Genomic DNA, 23,177 nt, shown 5'->3' on the forward strand with positions numbered 1-23,177 from the left:
TTCAAGTGGTGGCAGGCCGGATCTTATGCGCCACTTAGAGGGCTCACCCCCCACGCCTGACGATGCGGCCAGGCATCAGGAGTTCATGTGTCCAGCACAGCGCAGGGACCGCAGTCCGGAGCACGAGCCGCCCACCCGGACCACCTCGGTCATGTCATCTTCATCACGGCGGCCGCCGCCATGGGCGGCTTTCTCTTCGGCTACGACAGTTCCGTCATCAATGGCGCCGTCGAAGCGATCCGCCACCGGTACGACATCGGCTCCGGCACGCTCGCCCAGGTCATCGCGATCGCGCTGATCGGCTGCGCGATCGGCGCCGCCACCGCAGGACGTATCGCCGACCGCATCGGCCGCATCCGCTGCATGCAGATCTCGTCCGTGCTCTTCACCGTCAGCGCGGTCGGATCGGCGCTGCCGTTCGCCCTCTGGGATCTGGCGATGTGGCGCATCATCGGCGGCTTCGCCATCGGGATGGCCTCCGTCATCGGCCCGGCGTACATCGCCGAGGTCTCGCCGCCCGCCTACCGCGGCCGGCTCGGCTCCTTCCAGCAGGCCGCCATCGTCATCGGCATCGCCATCTCCCAGCTGGTCAACTACGGCATCCTCCAGATCGCCGACGGTGACCAGCGCGGCAAGATCGGCGGCATCGAGGCATGGCAGTGGATGCTCGGTGTGATGGTCGTCCCCGCCGTCCTGTACGGGCTCCTGTCCTTCGCGATCCCCGAGTCCCCGCGTTTCCTGATCTCGGTCGGCAAGAAGGAACGGGCCCGGCAGATCCTCGCGGAGGTCGAAGGGGAGCACGTCGACCTCGACGCGCGCGTGAGCGAGATCGAGACCGCCATGCACCGGGAGCACAAGTCCACCTTCAAGGACCTGCTCGGCAGCCGTTTCGGCTTTCTGCCCATCGTCTGGATCGGTATCGGCCTGTCCGTCTTCCAGCAACTCGTCGGCATCAACGTGGCGTTCTACTACTCGGCGACGCTGTGGCAGTCCGTCGGCATCGACCCGACCGACTCGTTCTTCTACTCGTTCACCACCTCGATCATCAACATCATCGGCACGGTGATCGCGATGGTGCTGGTGGACCGGGTGGGCCGCAGGCCGCTCGCGCTGGTCGGCTCGACCGGTATGGCGATCGCGCTGGCCTTCGAGGCCTGGGCGTTCTCCGCCGACCTCGTCGACGGCAAACTGCCCAACACCCAGGGCGTCGTCGCCCTCGTGGCGGCCCATGTCTTCGTGCTCTTCTTCGCCCTGTCGTGGGGTGTCGTGGTCTGGGTCTTCCTCGGCGAGATGTTCCCCAACCGGATCCGCGCCGCCGCGCTCGGCGTGGCCGCGTCCGCGCAGTGGATCGCCAACTGGGCGATCACCGCGAGCTTCCCGAGCCTGGCCGACTGGAACCTGTCGGCCACCTACATCATCTACGCGGCGTTCGCGACGCTCTCGATCCCCTTCGTGCTCAAGTTCGTGAAGGAGACCAAGGGCAAGACCCTGGAGGAGATGGGCTGAGGCACTGCCCGGCCCCACCGCGCTTCCCGGAGCCCGGCCCCGCCGTCCTCCCGGTGTCCGGGCGCCCGCCCGCCCCCGTCTACCGCCCGCCCCGGCTCACTGTCGAGCCGGGGCGGCGGCTTTCCCCGTCGCCTCGCAGAACAGCCGCAGGCTGCGCCACCCCTCCTCCACCGGCATCCCGCCGCACAGCGGATGCAGGACCAGGCTGTCCGCGTCCAGCTCCGCGCACTGCCGCGGTGTGACGATCCGGTACACGCCCTCCTCGCGCAGCTCCGCCACCGTCGTCGCCGCCGAGCGCACGGCCGAGCGGATGTCCTTCGACTGCCAGGAGGAGTACGTACGGGCCTCGTGCAGCAGGTGCTCCCCGTACCGCGCCCACGTCCGGTCCGGGTCCTCGGACACATGCAGCAGCGGCGTCCTGGCCGCGGGCATCATGCAGAACCCCTCCGTCCCGTGCTCCGCGCGCTGCTCGTGGTAGTACGCCTCCAGCTCCGGCAGATGCGCACTCGGGAAGAGCGGCAGCCCCAGCCGGGCCGCCCGCCGCGCCGCCGCCCGTGAGCTGCCGCCCACCAGCAGCAGCGGATGGGGCTGGGTGTAGGGGCGCGGGCTGACCGTGACCGTACGGCCCCGGTACGTGAAAGGCTCCCCGGTCCACGCCCGGAGCAGTGTCTCCAGCAGCTCGTCCTGGAGCTTGCCGCGCCTGCCCCACTCCACGCCCGCCCGCTCGTACTCGGCGGGCCGGTAGCCGATCCCCGCGACGGTCACCAGCCGCCCCGCGCTGAGCAGATCGAGCACGGCGATGTCCTCGGCCAGCCGCAGCGGATCGTGCAGCGGGCCGATGATGGCCGAGACGGTCACCGCGATCCGCCGGGTGGCCCCGAAGACGGAACCGGCGAAGACGAACGGGGAGGGCAGCCAGGAGTTGGCGGCCCCGTGGTGCTCCTCGGTCTGTACGGTGTCGACGCCGTGCTCGTCGGCGTACGCGGCCATCTCCAGCGCCGCGCGGTAGCGGGCCGAGAGGGACTCGGGCGTGGCGTCGGGATCGACGAGATTGAACCGGACCACTGTGAAGGCCATGACGGGCGTCCCCTTCGCCGGGCGGGCTTGGTGGAGGCGGCACCGTAACTGACATAGCGTCAGAAGGGTAGGGGCCGGTCGCCGGCGCCGGGAGGGGGCGGCGGCATCGCGTTCGGGCACGCGCCCCGGTCGGAGGGTGAGGTGCGGGGCGGTCTCATGTGGGGGGCGTCACCCCGCCCCAGTGGGCGGGCCTTCATGAGCGGAAGCGCGGTTTTACCCCCAAAAGGTGCATAAGTCCATGTGTGGCCTTCGAGGTGTCCGTCACGGCCGCGCCCCGGTGCGGCCGTGGCCGATACTGGACGGGTTATGGAAATCGTCATCCTTGCTGTAGTCATCGCCCTGGTCGCGGTCGGCCTGATCAGCGGGCTCGTGGTCAGCAGCCGCAAGAAGAAGCAGCTGCCGCCCTCGGCACCGTCGAGCACGCCGACCATCACTCCTCCCGCCGAGCCCCATGTCGGCGACGAGGCCGAGACGCCGCGCGACGAAGCGCGGCGCACCGTCGAGGAGGTCGGTCTCCCGGACACCGAGGCTCCCGCCGGGGAAGCCCCGGCCGTCGCCGAGCCGGAGGCGCCCGCCGCCCCCGTGCTGGAGGTCCCCGAGCCCACCGCGGGCCGGCTCGTCCGGCTCCGCGCCCGGCTCGCCCGCTCGCAGAACTCCCTCGGCAAGGGGCTGCTCACGCTCCTGTCCCGGGACAACCTCGACGAGGACACCTGGGAGGAGATCGAGGAGACCCTCCTCACCGCCGACGTCGGCGTCGCCCCCACCCAGGAACTGGTCGAGCGGCTGCGCGAGCGCGTCCGGGTGCTCGGCACCCGTACCCCCGAGGAACTGCGCAACCTGCTCCGCGAGGAGCTGATCACCCTGCTCGGCCCCGACCTCGACCGCGAGGTCAGGACGGAGGGCGGCGCCGAGACCCCCGGCGTCGTCATGGTCGTCGGCGTCAACGGCACCGGCAAGACCACCACGACCGGCAAGCTGGCCCGGGTGCTCGTCGCCGACGGCCGCAGCGTCGTGCTCGGCGCGGCCGACACCTTCCGGGCGGCCGCGGCCGACCAGCTCCAGACCTGGGGCGAGCGCGTCGGCGCCCGCACGGTCCGCGGGCCGGAGGGCGGCGACCCGGCGTCGATCGCCTTCGACGCGGTGAAGGAAGGTATCGCCGAGGGTGCGGATGTCGTCCTCATCGACACCGCGGGCCGCCTGCACACCAAGACCGGCCTCATGGACGAGCTCGGCAAGGTCAAGCGGGTCGTGGAGAAGCACGGGCCGCTCGACGAGATCCTGCTCGTCCTGGACGCCACCACCGGGCAGAACGGTCTCGTCCAGGCCCGGGTGTTCGCCGAGGTCGTCGACATCACCGGCATCGTCCTCACCAAGCTCGACGGCACCGCCAAGGGCGGCATCGTCATCGCCGTCCAGCGCGAGCTGGGCGTGCCGGTGAAGCTGATCGGTCTCGGTGAGGGACCGGACGACCTGGCCCCGTTCGAGCCGGGAGCCTTCGTCGACGCGCTGATCGGCGACTGACCCACCGTACGGACAACGGGCGGCGGACCTCTCTGTGAGGCCGCCGCCCGTTCGTGTGTGTGCGTCCATGAGGGGCCGGCGCGGTCCCGGCCGGGGACGTGCGGCCGGGGGCGGGGGGCGGGTGCCCGACTACGAGCGGTGGCAGCTGTAGGCCAGCGTGCCCAGCAGCAGACGCGCCTGCGGGGGAGCGGCCGTGGTGTCCAGTGCCGGCGGTCGCAGCCAGCGGACCGGCCCGAGACCGCCGAGATCGGACGGCGGTGCCGTGATGTGCGACCCCGGCCCCAGCGCCCGCAGATCCAGACCCGCGTCGTCCCAGCCCATCCGGTAGAGCAGCCGGGGGAGTTCGGCGGCGGCTCCGGGGGCGACGAGGAACTGGGCCCGGCCGGTCGGGGTCACGGCCACCGGCCCCAGGGGCAGGCCCATCCGCTCCAGCCGCACCAGGGCGCGGCGGCCGGCCGGTTCCGCGACCTCCAGGACGTCGAACGTGCGGCCCACCGGCAGCAGCATCGAGGCGCCGGGCACCTCGGCCCAGGCGTGCGCGGCGATGTCGAGCGTCGCCCCGGCCGGGACCTCGCGGGCGAAGTCCAGTGGATGGGCGCCGGGAGCGGCGCACACCGGGTCGCCGCACGAGCAGACGCCGGCGCCGGCCCGCGCCCCGGGCACCACGGCCCAGCCCCAGAGTCCTGTGTACTCGGCCACCGCGGTGCCCTCGGCCGTACGGCCGCGACGCCGCGAGCCGGATCGCATCTCCCGGATGCCGCCGATCGTGAAGCCCATACCCCCTCCAACGGGTCCGACTCATCGGTGGTTACGACCCGGAGCCTTCGCTCAACCCTCCGTTGCCGTTCTCGATCGGGCGGCGCGCGGGTGTGCACAAGAGGTGAATGGCACGGAATACGCGCCCCCTATGTGCTCCAATCCGCCTGTCGCTGATCGTCGCCTGTCAAGTCAAGCGCGCCCGGCGGCAGTCGGGTTCATTCGAAGGGGTGGCGAATGGTGGCGTTTCCGTAAGAGCCCTCGCGAGAGGGGTGATCGTAGGATTACCGTCGGTACACGAACCCTGGAAGTATGTGCACCCACGGGTATGCCGGAGGCAACCCGATTCCTTGTTCGATGGTGTGCAACCTCCGTACGGACAGCACCGATGCACGGCATTCTGATAGTGGTTCGCGCGATGAGATTTCCGGCGGGATGGGGGCGTTCCAGTGAGTGGCAGCGGCGCAGGCGAGACGAATGCCGGGAAGCGCCCCAATGAGCAATTGGGCTCGTGGTTCGTGCGCAGCGGCTGGTCCAAGGGCGAGCTGGCACGGCAGGTGAACCGCCGGGCGCGGCAGATGGGTGCCCTGCACATCAGCACCGACACCTCCCGGGTGCGCCGCTGGCTCGACGGTGAACAGCCCCGCGAGCCGATCCCCCGCATCCTCTCCGAGCTCTTCTCGGAGCGCTTCGGCGCCGTCGTCGCCGTCGAGGACCTCGGGCTGCGCACCGCGCACCAGTCACCCTCGGTGGCCGGTGTCGACCTGCCCTGGGCCGGCCCGCAGACCGTCGCCCTGCTCAGCGAGTTCTCCCGCAGCGACCTGATGCTCGCCCGGCGCGGATTCCTCGGCTCCTCGCTGGCCCTCGCCGCGGGCCCCGCCCTCATCGAACCCATGCAGCGCTGGCTGGTGCCGGTGTCCGGGGCCGGCCGGGCCGAACCGGAATCGCCCGCCGCCGCCCGGCGCCCCTCCCGGCTCTCCCAGCCCGAGCTGGATCTGCTGGAGTCCACCACGGCGATGTTCCGGCAGTGGGACGCGCAGTGCGGCGGCGGACTGCGCCGCAAAGCCGTCGTCGGCCAACTCCACGAGGTCACCGACCTGTTGCAGGAACCGCAGCCCACGGCCACCGCGAAGCGGCTCTTCCGGTGCGCGGCCGAACTGGCCGAACTGGCGGGCTGGATGAGTTACGACGTCGGCCTCCAGCCCACCGCGCAGAAGTACTTCGTCCTCGCGCTGCACGCCTCCAAGGAGGCCGGTGACAAACCGCTCGGCAGCTACGTCCTGTCCAGCATGAGCCGCCAGATGATCCACCTCGGACGTCCCGACGACGCCCTGGAACTCATCCATCTCGCCCAGTACGGCAGCCGCGACTGCGCCACCGCGCGGACCCAGGCCATGCTGTATGCGATGGAGGCCCGTGCCTACGCCAACATGGGCCAGCCCAGCAAATGCAAACGGGCCGTCCGCATGGCCGAGGACACCTTCCTGGACGCCGGACTCGACGGCGAGAGCGAACCCGACTGGATCCGCTTCTTCTCCGAGGCCGAACTCAACGGCGAGAACGCCCACTCCTACCGCGACCTGGCCTATGTCGCCGGCCGCAGCCCCACCTACGCCTCGCTCGCCGAACCCGTCATGGAGAAGGCCGTCGAGCTGTTCGGCGAGGACGACGAGCACCAGCGCTCGTACGCGCTCAATCTGATCGGGATGGCCACCGTCCATCTGCTCAAGCGCGAGCCCGAGCAGTCCACGGTGCTGGCCGCGCAGGCGCTGAAGATCGCCAAGAAGGTCCGTTCCGAGCGGGTGAACACCCGGCTCCGCAAGACCGTCGACACCGCCGCCAGGGACTTCGGCGATGTCGCCGATGTCGCCCGGCTCACCGACCGGCTCACCGAACAGCTGCCGGAGACCGCCGAAGCGGTCTGACCCGGCCCGCCCGCCACCGGCCGCGGCGCCCCTTCCGTACACCCCGACCGGGCTCCCCCATCGCCAGGTCACACGGAGGGCCGCCGTGGCCGGTTCCCGTGTGCGGCGGCCCCAACCGCGCCGTATGCGGCGTGGACCGCATGGTAGCCAGGGCACCGGATACGCCACCTGCGGTTCATTCGGACGTAACACGCGAACCCTCTTCGTCACTGGTGTGAAACATCGTGCGGCATTCGTGGAAACGGCGCTCCGCCAATCTCATGGCGCATAACCGGCCCGCACCTTTTCCCCAGTGGTCCCGCAGCTTTCCCCCGCACGCGGCCGCACCGACGACGAGGAGACGCCGATGCCCCCAGGCATCACGACGCTTGCCGCAGACGCCCCAGAGCTGTCTGCCGCCAACACCGGGTTCATGCTCATCTGCTCGGCCCTGGTGATGCTCATGACCCCGGCCCTCGCCTTCTTCTACGGAGGCATGGTCCGCGTCAAGAGCACCCTCAACATGCTGATGATGAGCTTCATCAGCCTCGGGATCGTCACGATCCTGTGGGTGCTCTACGGATTCAGCCTCGCCTTCGGCACCGACACCGGCTCGGTCATCGGCTGGAGCGCGGACTACGTCGGCCTGAGCGGAATCGGCGTCACCGAGCTCTGGGACGGCTACACCATCCCGGTCTACGTATTCGCCGTCTTCCAGCTGATGTTCGCCGTCCTCACCCCGGCCCTCATCAGCGGCGCCCTCGCCGACCGCGTCAAGTTCACCGCCTGGGCGATCTTCATCACCCTCTGGGTCACCATCGTCTACTTCCCGGTCGCCCACTGGGTGTGGGGCGCGGGCGGCTGGCTCTTCGAGCTGGGCGTCATCGACTTCGCCGGTGGCACGGCCGTCCACATCAACGCGGGCGCCGCGGCCCTCGGAGTGATCCTCGTCATCGGCAAGCGTGTCGGCTTCAAGAAGGACCCGATGCGGCCGCACAGCCTGCCGCTCGTCATGCTCGGCGCCGGTCTCCTGTGGTTCGGCTGGTTCGGATTCAACGCGGGCTCCTGGCTCGGCAACGACGACGGCGTCGGCGCGGTCATGTTCGTCAACACCCAGGTCGCCACCGCCGCCGCGATGCTCGCCTGGCTCGGCTACGAGAAGCTGCGCCACGGCTCCTTCACCACGCTGGGCGCCGCCTCCGGTGCTGTCGCCGGACTCGTCGCCATCACCCCGGCCGGCGGATCGGTCAGCCCGCTCGGTGCCATCGCCGTCGGTGCCATCGCCGGTGTCCTGTGCGCCATGGCCGTCGGACTGAAGTACCGCTTCGGCTACGACGACTCCCTGGACGTCGTCGGTGTCCACCTCGTCGGCGGCGTCGCCGGCTCCCTGCTCGTCGGCCTCTTCGCCACCGGCGGCGTCCAGTCCGACGCGGCGGGCCTCTTCTACGGCGGCGGCCTCGACCAGCTCGGCAAGCAGGCCGTCGGGGTCTTCGCCGTCCTCGCGTACTCTCTGGTCGTCTCCGCCCTCCTCGCCCTCCTGCTCGACAGGACCATCGGGATGCGGGTCCCCGAGGACGACGAGATCTCCGGCATCGACCAGGTCGAGCACGCCGAGACGGCATACGACTTCAGCGGCGCCGGCGGCGGCACGGCCCCCCGCACCGTGTCCCCGGCGCACGACACGACGGCAGCACCGAAGGCAAAGAAGGTGGACGCATGAAGCTCATCACCGCAGTCGTGAAGCCACACCGGCTGGACGAGATCAAGGAGGCCCTCCAGGCCTTCGGCGTCCAGGGCCTCACCGTCACGGAGGCCAGCGGATACGGGCGTCAGCGCGGACACACCGAGGTCTACCGGGGCGCCGAGTACACCGTCGACCTCGTCCCGAAGATCCGCATCGAGGTCCTGGTCGAGGACGAGGACGCCGAACAGCTCATCGACGTGGTGGTGAAGGCCGCCAGGACCGGCAAGATCGGGGACGGCAAGGTCTGGAGCGTGCCGGTCGAGACCGCCATTCGCGTACGGACCGGTGAACGCGGTCCGGACGCCCTCTGACCGACGGCCCCGCCAACTGAAAGGCAGCTGGGTGACGAGCACCGAAACGACCACCGAATCCGAAGACTCGGGACCCAGCGGCTACGCGGCGGCCCGGCTGCGCCTCCTCCAGGAGAAGGCGCAGTCCGGGCCGCCGCGCCGTGCCGCCCTCGCCCGCCTCACCGACGACTGGCTGACCGGCCTGTTCACCGCAGCCGCCGAGCACGCCGGAGTCCGCGGAGCCGCCCTCGTCGCCGTCGGCGGCTACGGCCGCGGCGAGCTGTCCCCGCGCAGCGACCTCGATCTGCTGCTCCTGCACGACGGCAGCGCCGACGCCGGAGCCCTCGCCGCCCTCGCCGACCGCATCTGGTACCCCGTCTGGGACCTCGGCCTGTCCCTCGACCACTCCGTCCGCACCCCCGGCGAAGCCCGCAGGACCGCGGGCGAGGACCTCAAGGTCCAGCTCGGCCTGCTGGACGCCCGCGCCGTCGCCGGAGACCTCGGCCTCGTCGCCGGCCTGCGCACCGCGATCCTCGCCGACTGGCGCAACCAGGCGCCCAGACGCCTCCCCGCCCTCGACGAACTCTGCCGGGAACGCGCCGAACGCATGGGCGAGCTCCAGTTCCTCCTGGAACCCGACCTCAAGGAGGCCCGCGGCGGCCTCCGCGACGCCACCGCCCTGCGCGCCGTCGCCGCCTCCTGGGTCGCCGACGCCCCCCGCGAAGGGCTCGCCGAGGCCCGCCGCACCCTCCTCGACGCCCGCGACGCCCTCCACCTCACCACCGGCCGCGCCACCGACCGCCTCGCCCTCCAGGAGCAGGACCAGGTCGCCGAGGCCCTCGGGCTGCTCGACGCCGACGTCCTGCTGCGCCAGGTGTACGAGGCCGCGCGCACCGTCTCGTACGCCACCGACGTCACCTGGCGCGAGGTCAACCGCGTCCTGCGCGCCCGCTCGGTACGCCCGAGGCTCCGCGCCATGCTGGGCGGCGGCAAGGCCGTGCCCGAGCGCACCCCGCTCGCCGACGGGGTCGTGGAGGCGGACGGCGAGGTCGTCCTCGCCCGCGCCGCCCGCCCCGAGAAGGACCCCGTCCTGACCCTCCGGGCCGCCGCCGCGGCCGCCGAATCCGGGCTGCCGCTCTCCCGCCACCTCGTCCGCCATCTGGCCGCCGCCGCCCGGCCGCTGCCCGTCCCGTGGCCCGCCGAGGCCCGCGAGGAACTCGTCACTCTCCTCGGGGCGGGCGAATCCACCGTCGGCGTCTGGGAAGCCCTGGAGTCCGAGGGGATCATCACCCGGCTGCTGCCCGACTGGGAGCGGGTCCACTGCCGCCCCCAGCGCAACCCCGTCCACACCTGGACCGTCGACCGCCACCTCGTCGAGACCGCCGTCAGGGCCGCCTCCCTCACCCGCCGCGTCCACCGCCCCGACCTGCTCCTGATCGCCGCCCTGCTCCACGACATCGGCAAGGGCTGGCCCGGGGACCACTCCGCCGCGGGCGAGGTCATCGCCCGGGACATGGCCGCCCGCATCGGCTTCGACAAGCACGACGTGGGCATCGTCGCCACCCTCGTACGCCACCATCTGCTGCTCGTGGAGACGGCCACCCGCCGCGATCTCGACGACCCCGCCACCGTCCGCTCCGTCGCCACCGCCGTCGGCAGCGCCTCCACGCTGGAACTGCTGCACGCCCTCACCGAGGCCGACGCCCTCGCCACCGGCCCCGCCGCCTGGAGCTCCTGGCGCGCCTCGCTCGTCGCCGACCTCGTCAAACGCGTCGCCGCCGTCCTCGCGGGGGAGGCCCCCCAGGAACCGGAACCCGCCGCGCCCGGTGCCGAACAGGAACGCCTCGCCATCGAGGCCCTGCGTACCGGCGAACCCGTCCTGTCCCTGCACACCCAGCCGGGGCCGCCCGCCGACGACGGGGAACCGGAACCCGTCGGCGTGGAACTCCTCATCGCCCTGCCCGACCGCCCCGGCGTCCTGCCCGCGGCGGCCGGTGTCCTGGCCCTGCACCGCCTCACCGTCCGCGCCGCCGAACTGCGCGCCGTGGAACTCCCCACCGAGGTGGGCGACTCCGCGGACCTGCTGCTGCTCAGCTGGCGGGTCGCGGCCGAGTACGGGTCCCTCCCACAGGCGGCCCGGCTGCGCGCCGACCTCGTACGCGCCCTGGAGGGATCGCTGGACATCCGGGCCCGCCTCGCCGAACGGGAGGCCGCCTACCCGCGCCGCCGGGGGGTGAAGGCCCCGCCGCCCCGGGTGACGGTCGCGGCCGCGGGCTCACGTCTGGCCACGGTGATCGAGGTCCGCGCCCAGGACGCACCGGGCCTGCTGCACCGGATCGGCCGGGCCCTGGAGCAGAGCGCGGTACGGGTGCGCAGCGCCCATGTCTCGACGCTCGGCGCCAACGCGGTGGACGCCTTCTACGTCACCGGCACGGACGGCGAACCGCTGCCCGAGGTGCGGGCGGCGGAGGTGGCCAAGGAGGTCGAGAAGGCTCTCGGCTGACCCGCGCGATCACGCCGATCGGCCCTCGTCCGGTACCAGAACCGGGCGAGGGCTTTGCGTTCTCCGGTGGCCGGATACCCTGGAGTGCGACTGACCTGCCCCGCCCCCGACCCTGAGGACCGACGAGCGCCGTGTTCGATACTCTCTCCGACCGCCTTAGCGCGACTTTCAAGAACCTCAGGGGCAAGGGCCGCTTGTCCGAGGCGGACATCGACGCCACGGCCCGCGAGATCCGTATCGCGCTCCTCGAAGCCGATGTCGCCCTGCCGGTCGTGCGCGCCTTCATCGCCAACGTCAAGGAGCGGGCGCGCGGCGTCGAGGTCTCCCAGGCGCTGAACCCCGCCCAGCAGATGATCAAGATCGTCAACGAGGAGCTCGTCGGCATCCTCGGTGGCGAGACCCGGCGCCTGCGGTTCGCCAAGACCGCACCCACCGTGATCATGCTCGCGGGTCTCCAGGGTGCCGGTAAGACCACCCTCGCCGGAAAGCTCGGCCTCTGGCTCAAGGGCCAGGGCCACTCCCCGCTGCTGGTCGCCTGTGACCTCCAGCGTCCCAACGCCGTCAACCAGCTCAGCGTCGTCGCCGACCGTGCCGGTGTCGCGGTGTACGCCCCGGAGCCGGGCAACGGGGTCGGTGACCCGGTCCAGGTCGCCAAGGACTCGATCGAGTTCGCCCGGTCCAAGCAGTACGACGTGGTCGTCGTCGACACCGCGGGCCGCCTCGGTATCGACCAGGAGCTGATGCGGCAGGCCGCGGACATCCGCGACGCCGTCAGCCCGGACGAGATCCTCTTCGTCGTCGACGCGATGATCGGCCAGGACGCGGTCAACACCGCGGAGGCCTTCCGCGACGGCGTCGGCTTCGACGGCGTGGTGCTCTCCAAGCTCGACGGTGACGCCCGCGGTGGTGCGGCCCTGTCGATCGCCCATGTCACGGGCAAGCAGATCATGTTCGCGTCGAACGGCGAGAAGCTCGAAGACTTCGACGCCTTCCACCCGGACCGGATGGCCTCCCGCATCCTCGACATGGGTGACCTGCTCACCCTGATCGAGCAGGCGGAGAAGACCTTCAGCCAGGAAGAGGCCGCCAAAATGGCCTCCAAGCTGGCGTCGAGCAAGGGCAAGGACTTCACGCTCGACGACTTCCTGGCGCAGATGGAGCAGGTCAGGAAGATGGGCTCCATCTCCAAGCTGCTCGGGATGCTGCCCGGAATGGGGCAGATCAAGGACCAGATCAACAACATCGACGAGCGCGACGTGGACCGCACCGCCGCGATCATCAAGTCGATGACCCCGAAGGAGCGCGCCGAGCCGACGATCATCAACGGCTCGCGCCGGGCCCGTATCGCCAAGGGTTCGGGTGTCGAGGTCTCCGCCGTGAAGAACCTGGTGGAGCGCTTCTTCGAGGCCCGCAAGATGATGTCGAAGATGGCCCAGGGCGGCGGCATGCCCGGGATGCCGGGGATGCCCGGCATGGGTGGTGGCCCCGGCCGGCAGAAGAAGCAGGTCAAGCAGGCCAAGGGCAAGCGCAAGAGCGGTAACCCGATGAAGCGCAAGGCCGAGGAGCAGGCCGAGGCGGCCCGTCGCGAGCAGGCGGCGCAGGGCGGCGCGTTCGGTCTGCCCGGTCAGGACGGCAAGCCCGCCGAGGACTTCGCCCTGCCGGACGAGTTCAAGAAGTTCATGGGCTGACCGCCCACGGACCATGCGTAAGGGGCGCCCACCTGAGTGGGCGCCCCTTACGCGTTCGCGCACATGCTCCGCGGCCGACGGCTTCCGCGCCGCGTGCCGTCCCGGCCTCTACGCCGCATGCCGTCCCGGCTTCAGCGCCCGGCCGTTGGCCAGCCCCGCCGGGTCCAGCGACAGTGATACGGCGGCGGTGGCGCCGACGTCCGCCAGGCTCCCCGCGTCCGGCAGCAGTTCCACCGTGCCCGCGCCGGGCCGGTGGATGAGGACGGGGACGTACTCACGGGTGTGCAGGGCGTGCCCGATCGTCGGGTCGTTGCCGTGGTCGCCGGTGACGATGAGCCGGTCGCCGGGGCTGTCGAGCAGGGCGACGAGTGCGGCCAGGCCCGCGTCGACCTGCTCCAGGAGGTGCCCGTACCGCTCGGTGTCCTGCTGGTGGCCCGCCAGGTCGGTCTCCTGGACGTTGGCGACCACGAGGGCGTCGCCGGGGGCGCGTACCGCTTCGAGGGTGTACGTGAGCACGTCCGCGGTCGCCACCGCGGGGTGCCGCGTCGCCGCGTCGCAGGCCAGGATGTCGGCGGCCTTCCCCACCAGGGTGACGGGAATGCCCGCGCGGGCGGCCAGATCGGGGAGCTGGCGGGTGTGGTCGAGCTCCGCGCCCAGGTGCTGCACTTCGAGGCCGCCGTTGCGGTAGAAGCCGGTGGCGGGGGTGTCGAGGCCGACCGTGCCCGCCTCCCCGGCACGGACGAACCGTGCCAGCGGGCCGTCCGCGTGGCCGCCGACCGCGATGACCCGGGCCACCGGTGCGACGGTGCGTACCGTTCGGGCGATGGCGAGGATGCCGCCCGGTCCGTCGAACGGCAGGTCGTCCAGCCGGCCGGAGGCGTTCCAGTTGATCCCCGGATCGGCCTCCAGGTTGTCGTGGACCAGGACCGCCCCGTCGACGACCAGGAGCGGTCTGCCCTCCAGCGGCTCGACCCGGTGTCCGGCCGCTTCGAGGGCGGCGGTCACCTCGCCGATGTGGTCCGCGAGCCGGGCCACGGTGACATGGCTGAAGTCGGCGCCCATCATCGTCTGGTGGCCGGCGAAGGTGTCGGCGCCCGGATAGCCGAGGGCGGCCCGGCCCGCGGCGACCGGCAGATGTGTACGGCGGGCGAGGTCGGGGTGCGGGTGGACGAGACCGAGTCCCAGCGAGCCCAGTACCGGCAGCCGCAGCGGACGGCCAAAGGCTTCGCGGCAGTGGTCCAGGACATGTCCGCAGGTGTCGGCGGTGAGATCGCCGGGGCGCAGCGTGCCCGCGTCGGGCATGGCGCCGACGCCGAATCCGTCGATGACGACGATGACGGTCTTGGCCATGGGGTGCCTCCTCAGCTCAGGGCCCGGCCCTGGGCGTCGTACAGACCGACCCGGCGAGGGGCACCGGAAGAGATTCCGGAGACGACGGCGACGGTCGAGCGGGTGACGAAGATCTGGGTACGGAAGGCGAGCAGCGCGGTGTCGCCGATCCGGACGTCCGCTCCGGCGGCGGGCGCGTCGAGCAGCCGGTAGTAGTCGATGTTCTCGGCGGGCGCGTCCTGTACGCCCAGGCGCGCGCCGGTGCGTGGCAGCAGTGCGCTCTTGATGTGGGAGCGGGCGTAGAACCCGCCGCCGAAGAGCGCCGGGCGGCCGTCGTCGAGGGTGTGGGCGACCTCGCTGACGTACACATAGGCGGGCGTCTCGGGCTGGTCCGGGTCGAGTGCGTGCAGCGGGGTGGTGCCGGTGAGGGCATGGCCCGGTTCGCCGTGGGTGGCGCCGAGACCGGCGAGCAGCGGGAGCGAGGCCATCGAGGTGGCGCTGGGGGCGCTCAGCAGCAGGCCCTCGTGACCGCGCGCGGCGAGCACCTCACGGGCCTTGAGCGCCATCGCGAAATTGGGCGTGGCGTACGGGGCTCCGGTCGCCGGGTCGCACAGGACGCACGGGAAGGCGGTGACGCCCGCGAGCCGGATGCCGGGCAGCCGCTCGGCGGCCTCGGCGAACGCGTCGAGACGGGCGAGCGGGACGCCGCCCTCCTGTCCGGGGTAGACGGTGCCCTCGACGCCTTCGAGACGGATGAGGACGTCCTGGACGAAGCCCAGTTCCGTCGCCGCCTCGGAGACCGCGCGGGCGTTGGCCAGGTCGTAGACGGTGACGGTCTCGGGGCGCCAGGCCAGCATCTCGGGCAGCGCGCGGCGGGGAATCTGGACCAGATGGCCGAGGTTGCCCGCGCGGGCGCCCGCCGCGTGCAGGGTGCGGGCCTCGGGCGGGTCGATCGCGGCGTACTTGGGGATGTGCCGGGCGATGGCCCGGATCAGCTCCGGGTTGCGGCCGAGCTGCTTGACGACGAACCAGAGCGAGATTCCCAGCCGTTCGGCCTCGGCTGCCAGGAGCGCGGCGTTGGCCTCGATGGCGTCGAGGTCCATCACATAGGTGTCGGGCGGGATCTCGCCGTCGCGGTGGAGCGCGGTCGCGGCCTCGACGAGCCCGGGGTTGCGGGTGAGCAGGGTGTCGAGAAACACGGTCAGTCGTCCTTCTGGTCGTTCAGGGCGTCCAGCGAGCGGCGCAGGATCTCGACGACGAGGTCCGCGCCCGCCCGCATCGGGTTGATGCGTACGGTCCAGTCGGCCAGCTCGGGGGAGTCGTCCAGGGCGGAGCTGGACATCCGGTAGAAGAGCGGGGCGATCTCGTAGCGCGAGTTGGAGCCGACCGGGTAGGGGGCCGCGCCGAAGCGGGCGGCGACCGCGGGCAGTTCCTTCGCGACCGGCCGGTCGAGGCGGACCAGCAGGCACCGGTCCTGGGCGTTGGCGAGCCGTACCTCGGCGACACCGGGCACCTCGCCCGACGCCAGCCGCTCGGCGACCTCGGCGCCGACCCGGGACTGCACGGCCCACATCACCGGTACGTGGGTGAGCGCGCGCAGGGCGTCGAGCGCCTGGTGGCCCTGGACCTGGCCGCCGCCGGAGTAGTTGTCGTGGCGGATGCGCTCCACCAGGTCGCCGGCGCCGACGACGATGCCGACGCCCTCCGGGCCGTGCAGCTTGAACAGGGAGAAGCAGGAGGCGTCGGCGCCCAGTTCCACCCCGGCGGCCGGGGTGCGCAGGACGGCGTAGTTGTCGTCGACCAGGGTGCGGACACCCGCCGCCCGGCAGGCCGCCAGGACCGCGCCGGGATCGTAGGAGTCGGCGAGCCGCTGCCGGGTGTGCTGGACGTACGCCCACCGGAAGCGGCCGGACTCCAGCGCCTCGCGCAGCGCGTCCGGGTCGTTGAAGTCGGCCTCGACGGTCTCCACGCCGATGCCGCGCAGTGTGACCTCGGTGGTGCGGTAGACCGGCGCCCGGTGGATCAGCAGCGGATCGCCCGCCCGTACGGCGGCGTTCAGGGCGGCCCGGATCGCGCCGGTGCCCGCGCCCTGGACGAACGCGGCGTCCTCGGCGCCGAAGAAGTCGGCCAGCACGGCTTCGACGCGGGCGGTGGTCCGGGGGCGGCCGAGACCGGGGACGACCCCGGCATCGGACGCGAAGAGCTGAGGTCCCTCGAAGTGCCGGGCGGTGGCCTCGATGAGCCGGAACTGCCGGGCGACGGCATCGGCGAGCTCCACCGTGGGCAGCGGGAAGGTCTCGGGGAGTGCGGGGGCGGGGCTCATGGTCAGATCTCCTCCACGCTCGCGCCCGTGAGGAAGCGCAGCGGATTGCGGCGGGTCATCAGGTCGATCAGGTCCTCGTCCACACCGGCCGCGCGTGCCTGGGGAAGGAAGCTGTGGAAGAGGTGCCCGTACCCCTGGCCGCCCTCGGTGGTCAGATAGCCGTGGCGGGAGATGTCGCAGCTGAGTAGTACCCGGTCGGCGTGGCCGGCCTCCAGCAGGGCGAGCAGCAGCCGCAGCCGGGTGCCGTCGCTCTGGTAGCTGTCCTTGCCGACCGTGTCGAAGGCGACGTACGCACCGCTCGCCGCCAGTTCCCGGTGCACGGCAGGGTCGTCGAGCAGGTCCTGGTGACCGATCGAGATCCGCTGCGGGGGCAGGCCCTCGGCGGTGAGCAGGTCCAGCTGGGCCAGTCCTCCGCGGCCGAGCTGGGCATGGGTGGCGACGGAGAGCCCGGTGGTGACGGCGGCCCGCGCACTGGCGCGCAGCACCTTGGTCTCGGGCGCCGTCGGAGTGTCGCCGTGGCTGCCGATCTCGCCGAGGACTCCGGGGCGCACCCCGGTGGCGCCGATGCCGCCGTGGATCTCGCGGACGAGGGTGCCGGTGAGCTGTTCGACGCTGCTGTCGTCGATCTCGGGGGTGTGGAACGGCTCGTAGTACCAGCCGGTCGCGGCGACGACGGCGACCTGGGCGTCCCGGGCGATCCGGGCCAGCGTCTCCACGTCGCGGCCCATGCCGCGGCAGGTCAGCTCGATGACCAGGGACAGCCCGAACTCCTCGCGGAGTGCGGCCAGCTCGGCGGTGACGGCGGCGGCGTGCCGGTCCGGGGCGAGGACGGCGGCGCCGTCGCCCTTGTGGTCCAGGTCCAGGACCAGATGCTCGTGGGCGAGGACGGGGCCGCGTACGGAATCGGGGGTGATCTCTCCGACGACGGTACGGAGAAGGGGGGCGGGGTGCGAGGCGGTGCTGTTCATCGTGGGGGGTCCTTCCTGGCGGTGGCGCGTACCTGATCCGGGGGCCCGGGGGGTGTCCGCGGAGTTCCGCCGTACGCTCGCGGGCCGGGCGTACGGAGCCGGGCGGTCGCGGGCGGGGCGGAACTCCGCGGACACGGCCTAGCCCTTGATCGGTGTGAACAGGTCGAGCCAGTACAGGAGGTTGAGGAGGATGCCGCCGACGATCACCGCGGCCGGTGCCGCGGCCATCCGGACGATCGGCCGGCCCATCGCCTCGTTCAGCAGGTAGAGCCCGCCGACGACGAGGATGCCGAGCCCGCCGCCCATCGCGTTGGCCGCCATCAGCGAACCGAAGAGGATCGCCAGCTGGAGGGTGTCGCTGATCGCGCTGCGCAGGTGCTCCGAGGAGTCGCGGACGCTGGGCAGCTTGCCGAGGAGCTTGCCGATGTAGGAGAGGGCCAGTACTTCGAGGGCGAAGACCAGCGCGCCGACGATGGCGGCGACGAACGGGTTCGGCATCAGGTAGCCGATGGGGTACACGAGGGTGAAGCCGGCGATGCCGTACGCGCCGGAGGCGAGGGCGGTCGTCGCGATCAGCGGGATGAACCCGAAGACCCGGTAGAAGTCGACCTGGGCGGCTTCGGCGTACTGCCCCTTGGCGATCAGGAAGCTGGTTGCCTCGCCGCCGCCGAATATGTGCATCTGCGCGAGCACACAGACTCCGGCCCCCAGCACCATGAACAGGGGGAGGTACTTGCGCAGCCGGGCGGCGCTGGCGCTGAAGAGCGAGGCCATCGGGTCGTCGTCGAGGACGGGCTCGGTGACGCCCGCGGCCTTGTCGGCCTTGCGCTGCTTCAGGTCCTTGGCGACGGCGAGCCCGATCAGCATCAGCACGCCGACGGCCATCGCCAGTGCTCCGGCGAACATGTTCGGCCAGAGCTTCATGGTCATGACGACCAGGGCGAATTCGAGGACACCGGCGATGCCGCCCCACTTGCGGCCGAACTGCTTGGTGATGGCCAGCACCGGGAAGAGCGTGAAGAGGAAGAGGATCGGCGTCGACATCTGCTGCATCGCGGTGATGAAGTCGACCGGCAGGTCGTGCGCCACGTTGTTGGCGCCGTTCAGCCCGAAGACGACCACCGCGCCCCAGGCACCGCCGAGGATCGGCGCGAGCCACTTCTTCGGCGACAGCATGCCGAGGATGTCGGTGGGCAGGAAGAGGAGCCACGGGTTCAGCACACCGGTGGAGAGGGCCATCGGTGCGCCGAGCCCGAAGATGAACCCGGCCGAGAGACCGAAAGAGACCGCCGTCGTGGCGCTGCGGGTGGTGCGCCCCTGGATGAAGTCCAGGAGGAACGGTCGTACGCCGTCGTTGAAGACGGCCAGCGCCATGTGCGAGATGTACGCGGTGAGCGCACAGAGGGCTATCACGGTCAGCTGCTGTGCCAGCGTGAAATCGAGGCCGGCACCGGCTGCGAGTGTGGTACTCACTGGGTCACTCCTTCGTGCCCGGGATGATCAAGAAATGTGGCTGGGGGTCAGCCGCGGGCGGCGATGGCGCGCGCCATGAGGGGGGCGATGGTGTCGATCTGGTCCATCGAGAAGCCGAAGACCTTCTTGCCGTCGGCGAGCAGGGCGGTGACCTCGTCCTCGGTGGGGACGCTGCGGCCGAAGGTGTGGCAGGCGGCGGCGCCCATCAGACCCACGAGCACGCCGAGTGAGGCGCCGGCGCCGGTGTGGCAGGTGCCGAGGTAGTAGTCGGCCTGTCCCACCCGGAGCTTCATCGCGGCGTCCATGTCGCTGGAGGCGACGACGTCGATGCCCTCGATGGCCAGCTTCCTGATGGTGTCGGTGACCTCGATCTTGCCGACGCCGCCGGTGAGGATCTTCGTCATGGCTGTCCTTCTTCCTTCGTGAGGTGGTTCGGCCGAGGTGAACCCGGCTGCGGGGGTGCGGTGGTCAGGAAGCGGGTGTGGCGGGGGACTGCTGGGCCAGGACCGCGAGGTGCATGCCGAGGAAATTGACCTCGGACTCGGGGAGTGCCGCGCCGAGTTCCCGCCGGGCGCGCGCGGAGACGGCGCGGGCGCGGGCGACGGCGTCGGGATGTCCGGCCAGTTCGGCGGCGACCTGGTCGTCGGTGAGGAACTGCTCGATGGGCTCGCCGTCCAGGAGCCGGGTGAGTGCCATCATCAGATGGCTGGTGAGCATGCCCGCGGTCGCTTCGGTGACCGTGCGGCCGTCGGCTTCGAGGGCGGCCAGCTCGGCAGTGACGAAGTCGGCCACTTCGGGCCGGACCTGTCCACCGTCACGGAAGAGCTGGATCCGCAGTGCGAGCTGGTCGTCCATGGTGATCCTCCTAAAATCAACAATAACCAGGATTCTGTATTTTGAAGGTGACAAAGGTCCCGTACCGTTCGGACCTTGGTCACTCGCCCCGCCGGACCGGAGTCAGTACGAGGGCACGCGCTCGCCCCTCAGTACCTCGTTCTGGAGTGAGGTGATCAGGGAGAGGTCGAGCGAGTCCCGGACGGCCGCCAGGGCCTTCGCCCCGTCGGTCCGGCCGATGATGGCCGCGCTGGAGTTGCGCAGCGCCAGCTCGCGGGTGACCTCGTCGCCCAGCGGGAGCACATCGACGCCGAATCCGACCCGGTCCTGCGCCTCGTCCAGGTTCCAGACGGTGGCGTCGACCTCGTCGCGGGCGAAGAGGTCGCGCAGCTGCATGTACGAGGCCTCCCGCCACCGGACGTCCTCGCGCCCGGCGAAGACCCGCTCGACGAGCATCCGCAGATCCTCCGACGCGTGGTCGACCGCGACCCGCAGGCCGGGGGCGTCGAGGTCGACGCCGTGGCGTACGAGCATGCCGTGCGCGCCGACGTAGGTGGCCGGTCCCAGATCGGCGACCAGCTCCACCGGGTGCTCGGAGATCAGCTGGTCGGCCGCGAAGCGTGACAGGACGACAAGGTCGACCTTCCCTTCGAGCAGCGCGGCGGTACGGGCTCCGGCGCCTCGCATGAACGTGATCGCGAACGGGGCGCCGGCCTCCTCGAAGGCGCTGCGCAGCCCGGTCGCCAGGCCCTCGTACCGACGGGAGTACGGCAGGGGCATCGCGGCGAGCAGGGTGCCGAGGCCGGAGAGCCGCCAGAGTATGGAGCGGTCCGAGCGGACGAGGAAGGTGCCGAGGTGGCCCCGGGCGGTCGTCTCGATGGCCCCGGATTCCTCCAGGAGCTGCAGCGCGGCCTGGACCGTGCCGTTTCCGCAGCCCAGCTCCTCGGCGAAGTCGCGCACCCGGGGCAGCCGGGTGTCCGGCTCGTGGTTGAGCAGCAGGACCGCGAGCTGCCGGGCGGCGAGGCCGTTCCGTGTGAGGAAGCGGTCATCGAAAACGTTCACGAAAAGAACAGTAAACAGGATTCTGGATATTGGCAAGGAGTTCACCCCGGTGATGTGAGGCGCCGGGGGCAGGCCCGCCCGCGCGTCCCCCTCCTGGGCCCTCCGGGCCGCCCCTCCAGAGGCTTTGGTGCTGTTTCTCCCCTAATGTCGCCAACAGTGGCCGTCGGCAGAGGAGCACGCGTGACCAACCCCGTACCTCCGCGCGATCGAACGGACCAGCCATGGCGCTCCGAAGGCGCGCCCCCGCCCCCGCCCCCCGGCCGCAAGATGCCGGGCGGCTGGGGCGGACTGCTGCTCACGGCCCTGGCCGTCTATCTGATCGCCAACCTGGTGCTGTCCCTCTTCAACGGCGACGACGAGCCGACCATCGCGTACACCGAGTTCAGCAAGCAGGTCACCGCGGGCAACGTCTCGAAGATCTACTCCAAGGGCGATGCCATCCAGGGGCAGCTGAAGAAGGAGGCCAAGCTCCCCGGCGGGGACGACAAGTACAGCAAGTTCACCACCCAGCGGCCCGCCTTCGCCGACGACCACCTCTGGGCCGAACTGACCAAGGACGATGTCACCGTGACCGCCGAGCCGGTCGTCCAGCAGCGCAGCTTCCTGGCCAACCTGCTGATCTCGCTCGCCCCGATGCTGCTGCTCGTCCTGCTGTGGGTGTTCATCGCCCGGCGGATGCGCGGCGGTCCCGGCGGCGGGATGGCCGGTCTCGGGCGCAAGCCCCCGCCCAAGCCGGTCGAGCTCGAAGGGAGCAAGCGCACCACCTTCGAGGACGTGGCCGGAATCGACGAGGTCGAGGGCGAACTGAACGACGTCGTCGACTTCCTCAAGAACCCGCAGGAGTACGCGAAGATGGGCGCCCGGATGCCCGGCGGTGTCCTGCTCGCGGGCCCGCCCGGCACCGGCAAGACCCTGCTGGCCCGCGCCGTGGCCGGTGAGGCGGGGGTGCCGTTCTTCTCCGCCTCGGCCTCCGAATTCATCGAGATGATCGTCGGGGTGGGAGCCGGCCGGGTACGGGAGCTCTTCGCCGAGGCCCGCAAGGTCGCCCCCGCCATCGTCTTCATCGATGAGATCGACACCATCGGCCGGGCCCGCGGCGGCGGCTCCGGCATGGGCGGCCACGACGAACGCGAACAGACCCTCAACCAGATCCTCACCGAGATGGACGGCTTCTCCGGCTCCGAGGGCGTCGTCGTCCTCGCCGCCACCAACCGCGCCGACGTCCTGGACCCCGCCCTCACCCGGCCCGGCCGCTTCGACCGGATCGTCCAGGTCAGCCCGCCGGACAGGGACGGCCGGGAAGCGATCCTGCGGATCCACACCCGGAGCATCCCGCTCGCCGAGGACGTCGACCTCGCCCAGGTCGCCCGGACGACCCCCGGCATGACCGGCGCCGACCTCGCCAACCTGGCCAACGAGGCCGCCCTGCTCGCCGTCAAGCGCAAACAGTCGCAGGTCGGTCAGTCCGACTTCTCCGACGCCCTGGAGAAGGTCCAGCTCGGGGCGGAACGCCCGCTCGTCATGCCCGCCGAGGAGCGCCGCCGTACCGCGTACCACGAGAGCGGCCACGCCCTGCTCGGCATGCTCCAGCCCGGCGCCGACCCGGTCCGCAAGATCACCATCGTGCCGCGCGGGCGCGCCCTCGGCGTCACCCTCTCGACCCCGGACGCCGACAAGTACGCGTACACCGAGGAGTATCTGCGCGGCCGGATCATCGGTGCTCTGGGCGGCATGGCGGCGGAACGGATCGTGTACGACGTGGTCACCACCGGCGCGGAGAGCGACCTGGAACAGGTCACCGGCCTGGCCCGCGGCATGGTCGGACGGTGGGGCATGAGCGACAGGATCGGCCGCCTCACCGCCATCCCCGCCGACGCCCAGCAGGCCTACGGCCTCTCCGCGGCGCCCGCCACCCTCGACACCGTCGACGCCGAGATGCGCCGCATCGTCGACGAGTGCTACGAGGAGGCCTGCGGCCTGCTGCGCGAGAACCGGGACAAGCTCGACTCACTGGCCGAGGCGCTGCTCGCGAACGAGACCCTGGACGAAACGGCGGCCTACCGGGCGGCCGGCGTGACCCGGCCGGCCAAGCCCGGCGGAGACTCCTCCTCCTGACGAACACGGCGAGCAACGGACCACGCCGGTGCACACGGACCACGCCGGTGCACACGGACCACGCCGGTGCACTGCGCCGGGGTT

The 23,177-nt window shown here is 71.4% G+C and carries 18 protein-coding genes; 8 read left to right on the forward strand and 10 right to left on the reverse strand.

Going from position 1 to position 23,177, the window contains the following annotated elements:
• Positions 1-87 precede the first annotated feature (87 nt).
• On the forward strand, positions 88-1,506 hold the full coding sequence (locus OG251_RS29385) for a sugar porter family MFS transporter (RefSeq protein ID WP_326679927.1): 1,419 nt from the start codon (positions 88-90) through the stop codon (positions 1,504-1,506).
• 96 nt (positions 1,507-1,602) lie between these two features.
• Here OG251_RS29385 and OG251_RS29390 read toward each other — a convergent pair whose 3' ends face one another.
• Positions 1,603-2,583 (reverse strand): LLM class flavin-dependent oxidoreductase, encoded by a 981-nt coding sequence (locus OG251_RS29390; RefSeq protein WP_326679928.1) that lies wholly within the window; start codon positions 2,581-2,583, stop codon positions 1,603-1,605.
• A gap of 306 nt (positions 2,584-2,889) precedes the next feature.
• Here OG251_RS29390 and ftsY point away from each other — a divergent pair, with 306 nt between their 5' ends.
• A complete protein-coding gene (gene ftsY, locus OG251_RS29395; protein WP_326679929.1) occupies positions 2,890-4,104 on the forward strand; it encodes a signal recognition particle-docking protein FtsY in 1,215 nt (404 codons plus the stop codon).
• A 129-nt stretch (positions 4,105-4,233) separates the two neighbouring features.
• On the opposite strand, the gene OG251_RS29400 is transcribed toward ftsY, so the two are convergent.
• Positions 4,234-4,881: a bifunctional DNA primase/polymerase gene (locus OG251_RS29400; protein ID WP_326679930.1), complete on the reverse strand. Its 648-nt coding sequence runs from the start codon at positions 4,879-4,881 to the stop codon at positions 4,234-4,236.
• Between the two features lie 428 nt (positions 4,882-5,309).
• Here OG251_RS29400 and nsdA point away from each other — a divergent pair, with 428 nt between their 5' ends.
• The 5 genes from nsdA to ffh all read left to right on the forward strand — a co-directional run bounded on the left by nsdA (position 5,310) and on the right by ffh (position 12,989).
• Positions 5,310-6,785 carry a transcriptional repressor NsdA gene (gene nsdA / locus OG251_RS29405; protein WP_326679931.1) on the forward strand — a complete coding sequence of 492 codons (1,476 nt, stop codon included), beginning with the start codon at positions 5,310-5,312 and terminating at the stop codon, positions 6,783-6,785.
• Positions 6,786-7,131: 346 nt separating this feature from the next.
• A complete protein-coding gene (locus OG251_RS29410; protein ID WP_326679932.1) occupies positions 7,132-8,484 on the forward strand; it encodes an ammonium transporter in 1,353 nt (450 codons plus the stop codon).
• Positions 8,481-8,819 carry a P-II family nitrogen regulator gene (locus OG251_RS29415; RefSeq protein ID WP_014048583.1) on the forward strand — a complete coding sequence of 113 codons (339 nt, stop codon included), beginning with the start codon at positions 8,481-8,483 and terminating at the stop codon, positions 8,817-8,819. Before OG251_RS29410 ends, OG251_RS29415 begins: the two co-directional genes overlap by 4 nt.
• 31 nt (positions 8,820-8,850) lie before the next feature.
• Positions 8,851-11,301 (forward strand): [protein-PII] uridylyltransferase, encoded by a 2,451-nt coding sequence (locus OG251_RS29420; RefSeq protein ID WP_326679933.1) that lies wholly within the window; start codon positions 8,851-8,853, stop codon positions 11,299-11,301.
• Positions 11,302-11,432: 131 nt separating this feature from the next.
• Entirely contained in the window at positions 11,433-12,989 is a 1,557-nt protein-coding gene (gene ffh, locus OG251_RS29425) for a signal recognition particle protein (RefSeq protein ID WP_326679934.1), read from the forward strand.
• 108 nt (positions 12,990-13,097) lie between these two features.
• Here ffh and OG251_RS29430 read toward each other — a convergent pair whose 3' ends face one another.
• From OG251_RS29430 to yhfZ, 8 genes are all read right to left on the reverse strand, one after another.
• Entirely contained in the window at positions 13,098-14,339 is a 1,242-nt protein-coding gene (locus OG251_RS29430) for a phosphopentomutase (RefSeq protein WP_326679935.1), read from the reverse strand.
• Positions 14,340-14,350: 11 nt separating this feature from the next.
• A complete protein-coding gene (locus tag OG251_RS29435; RefSeq protein WP_326679936.1) occupies positions 14,351-15,517 on the reverse strand; it encodes an alanine racemase in 1,167 nt (388 codons plus the stop codon).
• A gap of 2 nt (positions 15,518-15,519) precedes the next feature.
• Positions 15,520-16,641 carry an aminotransferase class V-fold PLP-dependent enzyme gene (locus tag OG251_RS29440; RefSeq protein ID WP_326679937.1) on the reverse strand — a complete coding sequence of 374 codons (1,122 nt, stop codon included), beginning with the start codon at positions 16,639-16,641 and terminating at the stop codon, positions 15,520-15,522.
• Between the two features lie 2 nt (positions 16,642-16,643).
• On the reverse strand, positions 16,644-17,609 hold the full coding sequence (locus OG251_RS29445) for a phosphotriesterase family protein (protein WP_326679938.1): 966 nt from the start codon (positions 17,607-17,609) through the stop codon (positions 16,644-16,646).
• Positions 17,610-17,747: 138 nt separating this feature from the next.
• Positions 17,748-19,082: a YhfT family protein gene (locus OG251_RS29450; RefSeq protein ID WP_326679939.1), complete on the reverse strand. Its 1,335-nt coding sequence runs from the start codon at positions 19,080-19,082 to the stop codon at positions 17,748-17,750.
• Positions 19,083-19,129: 47 nt separating this feature from the next.
• Positions 19,130-19,486 carry a DUF2620 domain-containing protein gene (locus OG251_RS29455; RefSeq protein ID WP_326679940.1) on the reverse strand — a complete coding sequence of 119 codons (357 nt, stop codon included), beginning with the start codon at positions 19,484-19,486 and terminating at the stop codon, positions 19,130-19,132.
• A gap of 64 nt (positions 19,487-19,550) precedes the next feature.
• Positions 19,551-19,937: a PRD domain-containing protein gene (locus OG251_RS29460; RefSeq protein WP_073726861.1), complete on the reverse strand. Its 387-nt coding sequence runs from the start codon at positions 19,935-19,937 to the stop codon at positions 19,551-19,553.
• Between the two features lie 102 nt (positions 19,938-20,039).
• Positions 20,040-20,978 (reverse strand): GntR family transcriptional regulator YhfZ, encoded by a 939-nt coding sequence (gene yhfZ / locus OG251_RS29465; protein ID WP_326679941.1) that lies wholly within the window; start codon positions 20,976-20,978, stop codon positions 20,040-20,042.
• 180 nt (positions 20,979-21,158) lie between these two features.
• On the opposite strand from yhfZ, the gene ftsH reads away from it, so the two are divergent.
• Positions 21,159-23,093 (forward strand): ATP-dependent zinc metalloprotease FtsH, encoded by a 1,935-nt coding sequence (gene ftsH, locus OG251_RS29470; RefSeq protein WP_326679942.1) that lies wholly within the window; start codon positions 21,159-21,161, stop codon positions 23,091-23,093.
• Positions 23,094-23,177: the final 84 nt, after the last annotated feature.

Origin of the sequence: Streptomyces sp. NBC_01237 (assembly GCF_035917275.1) — a bacterium.
Classification (GTDB): Bacteria; Actinomycetota; Actinomycetes; order Streptomycetales; family Streptomycetaceae; genus Streptomyces.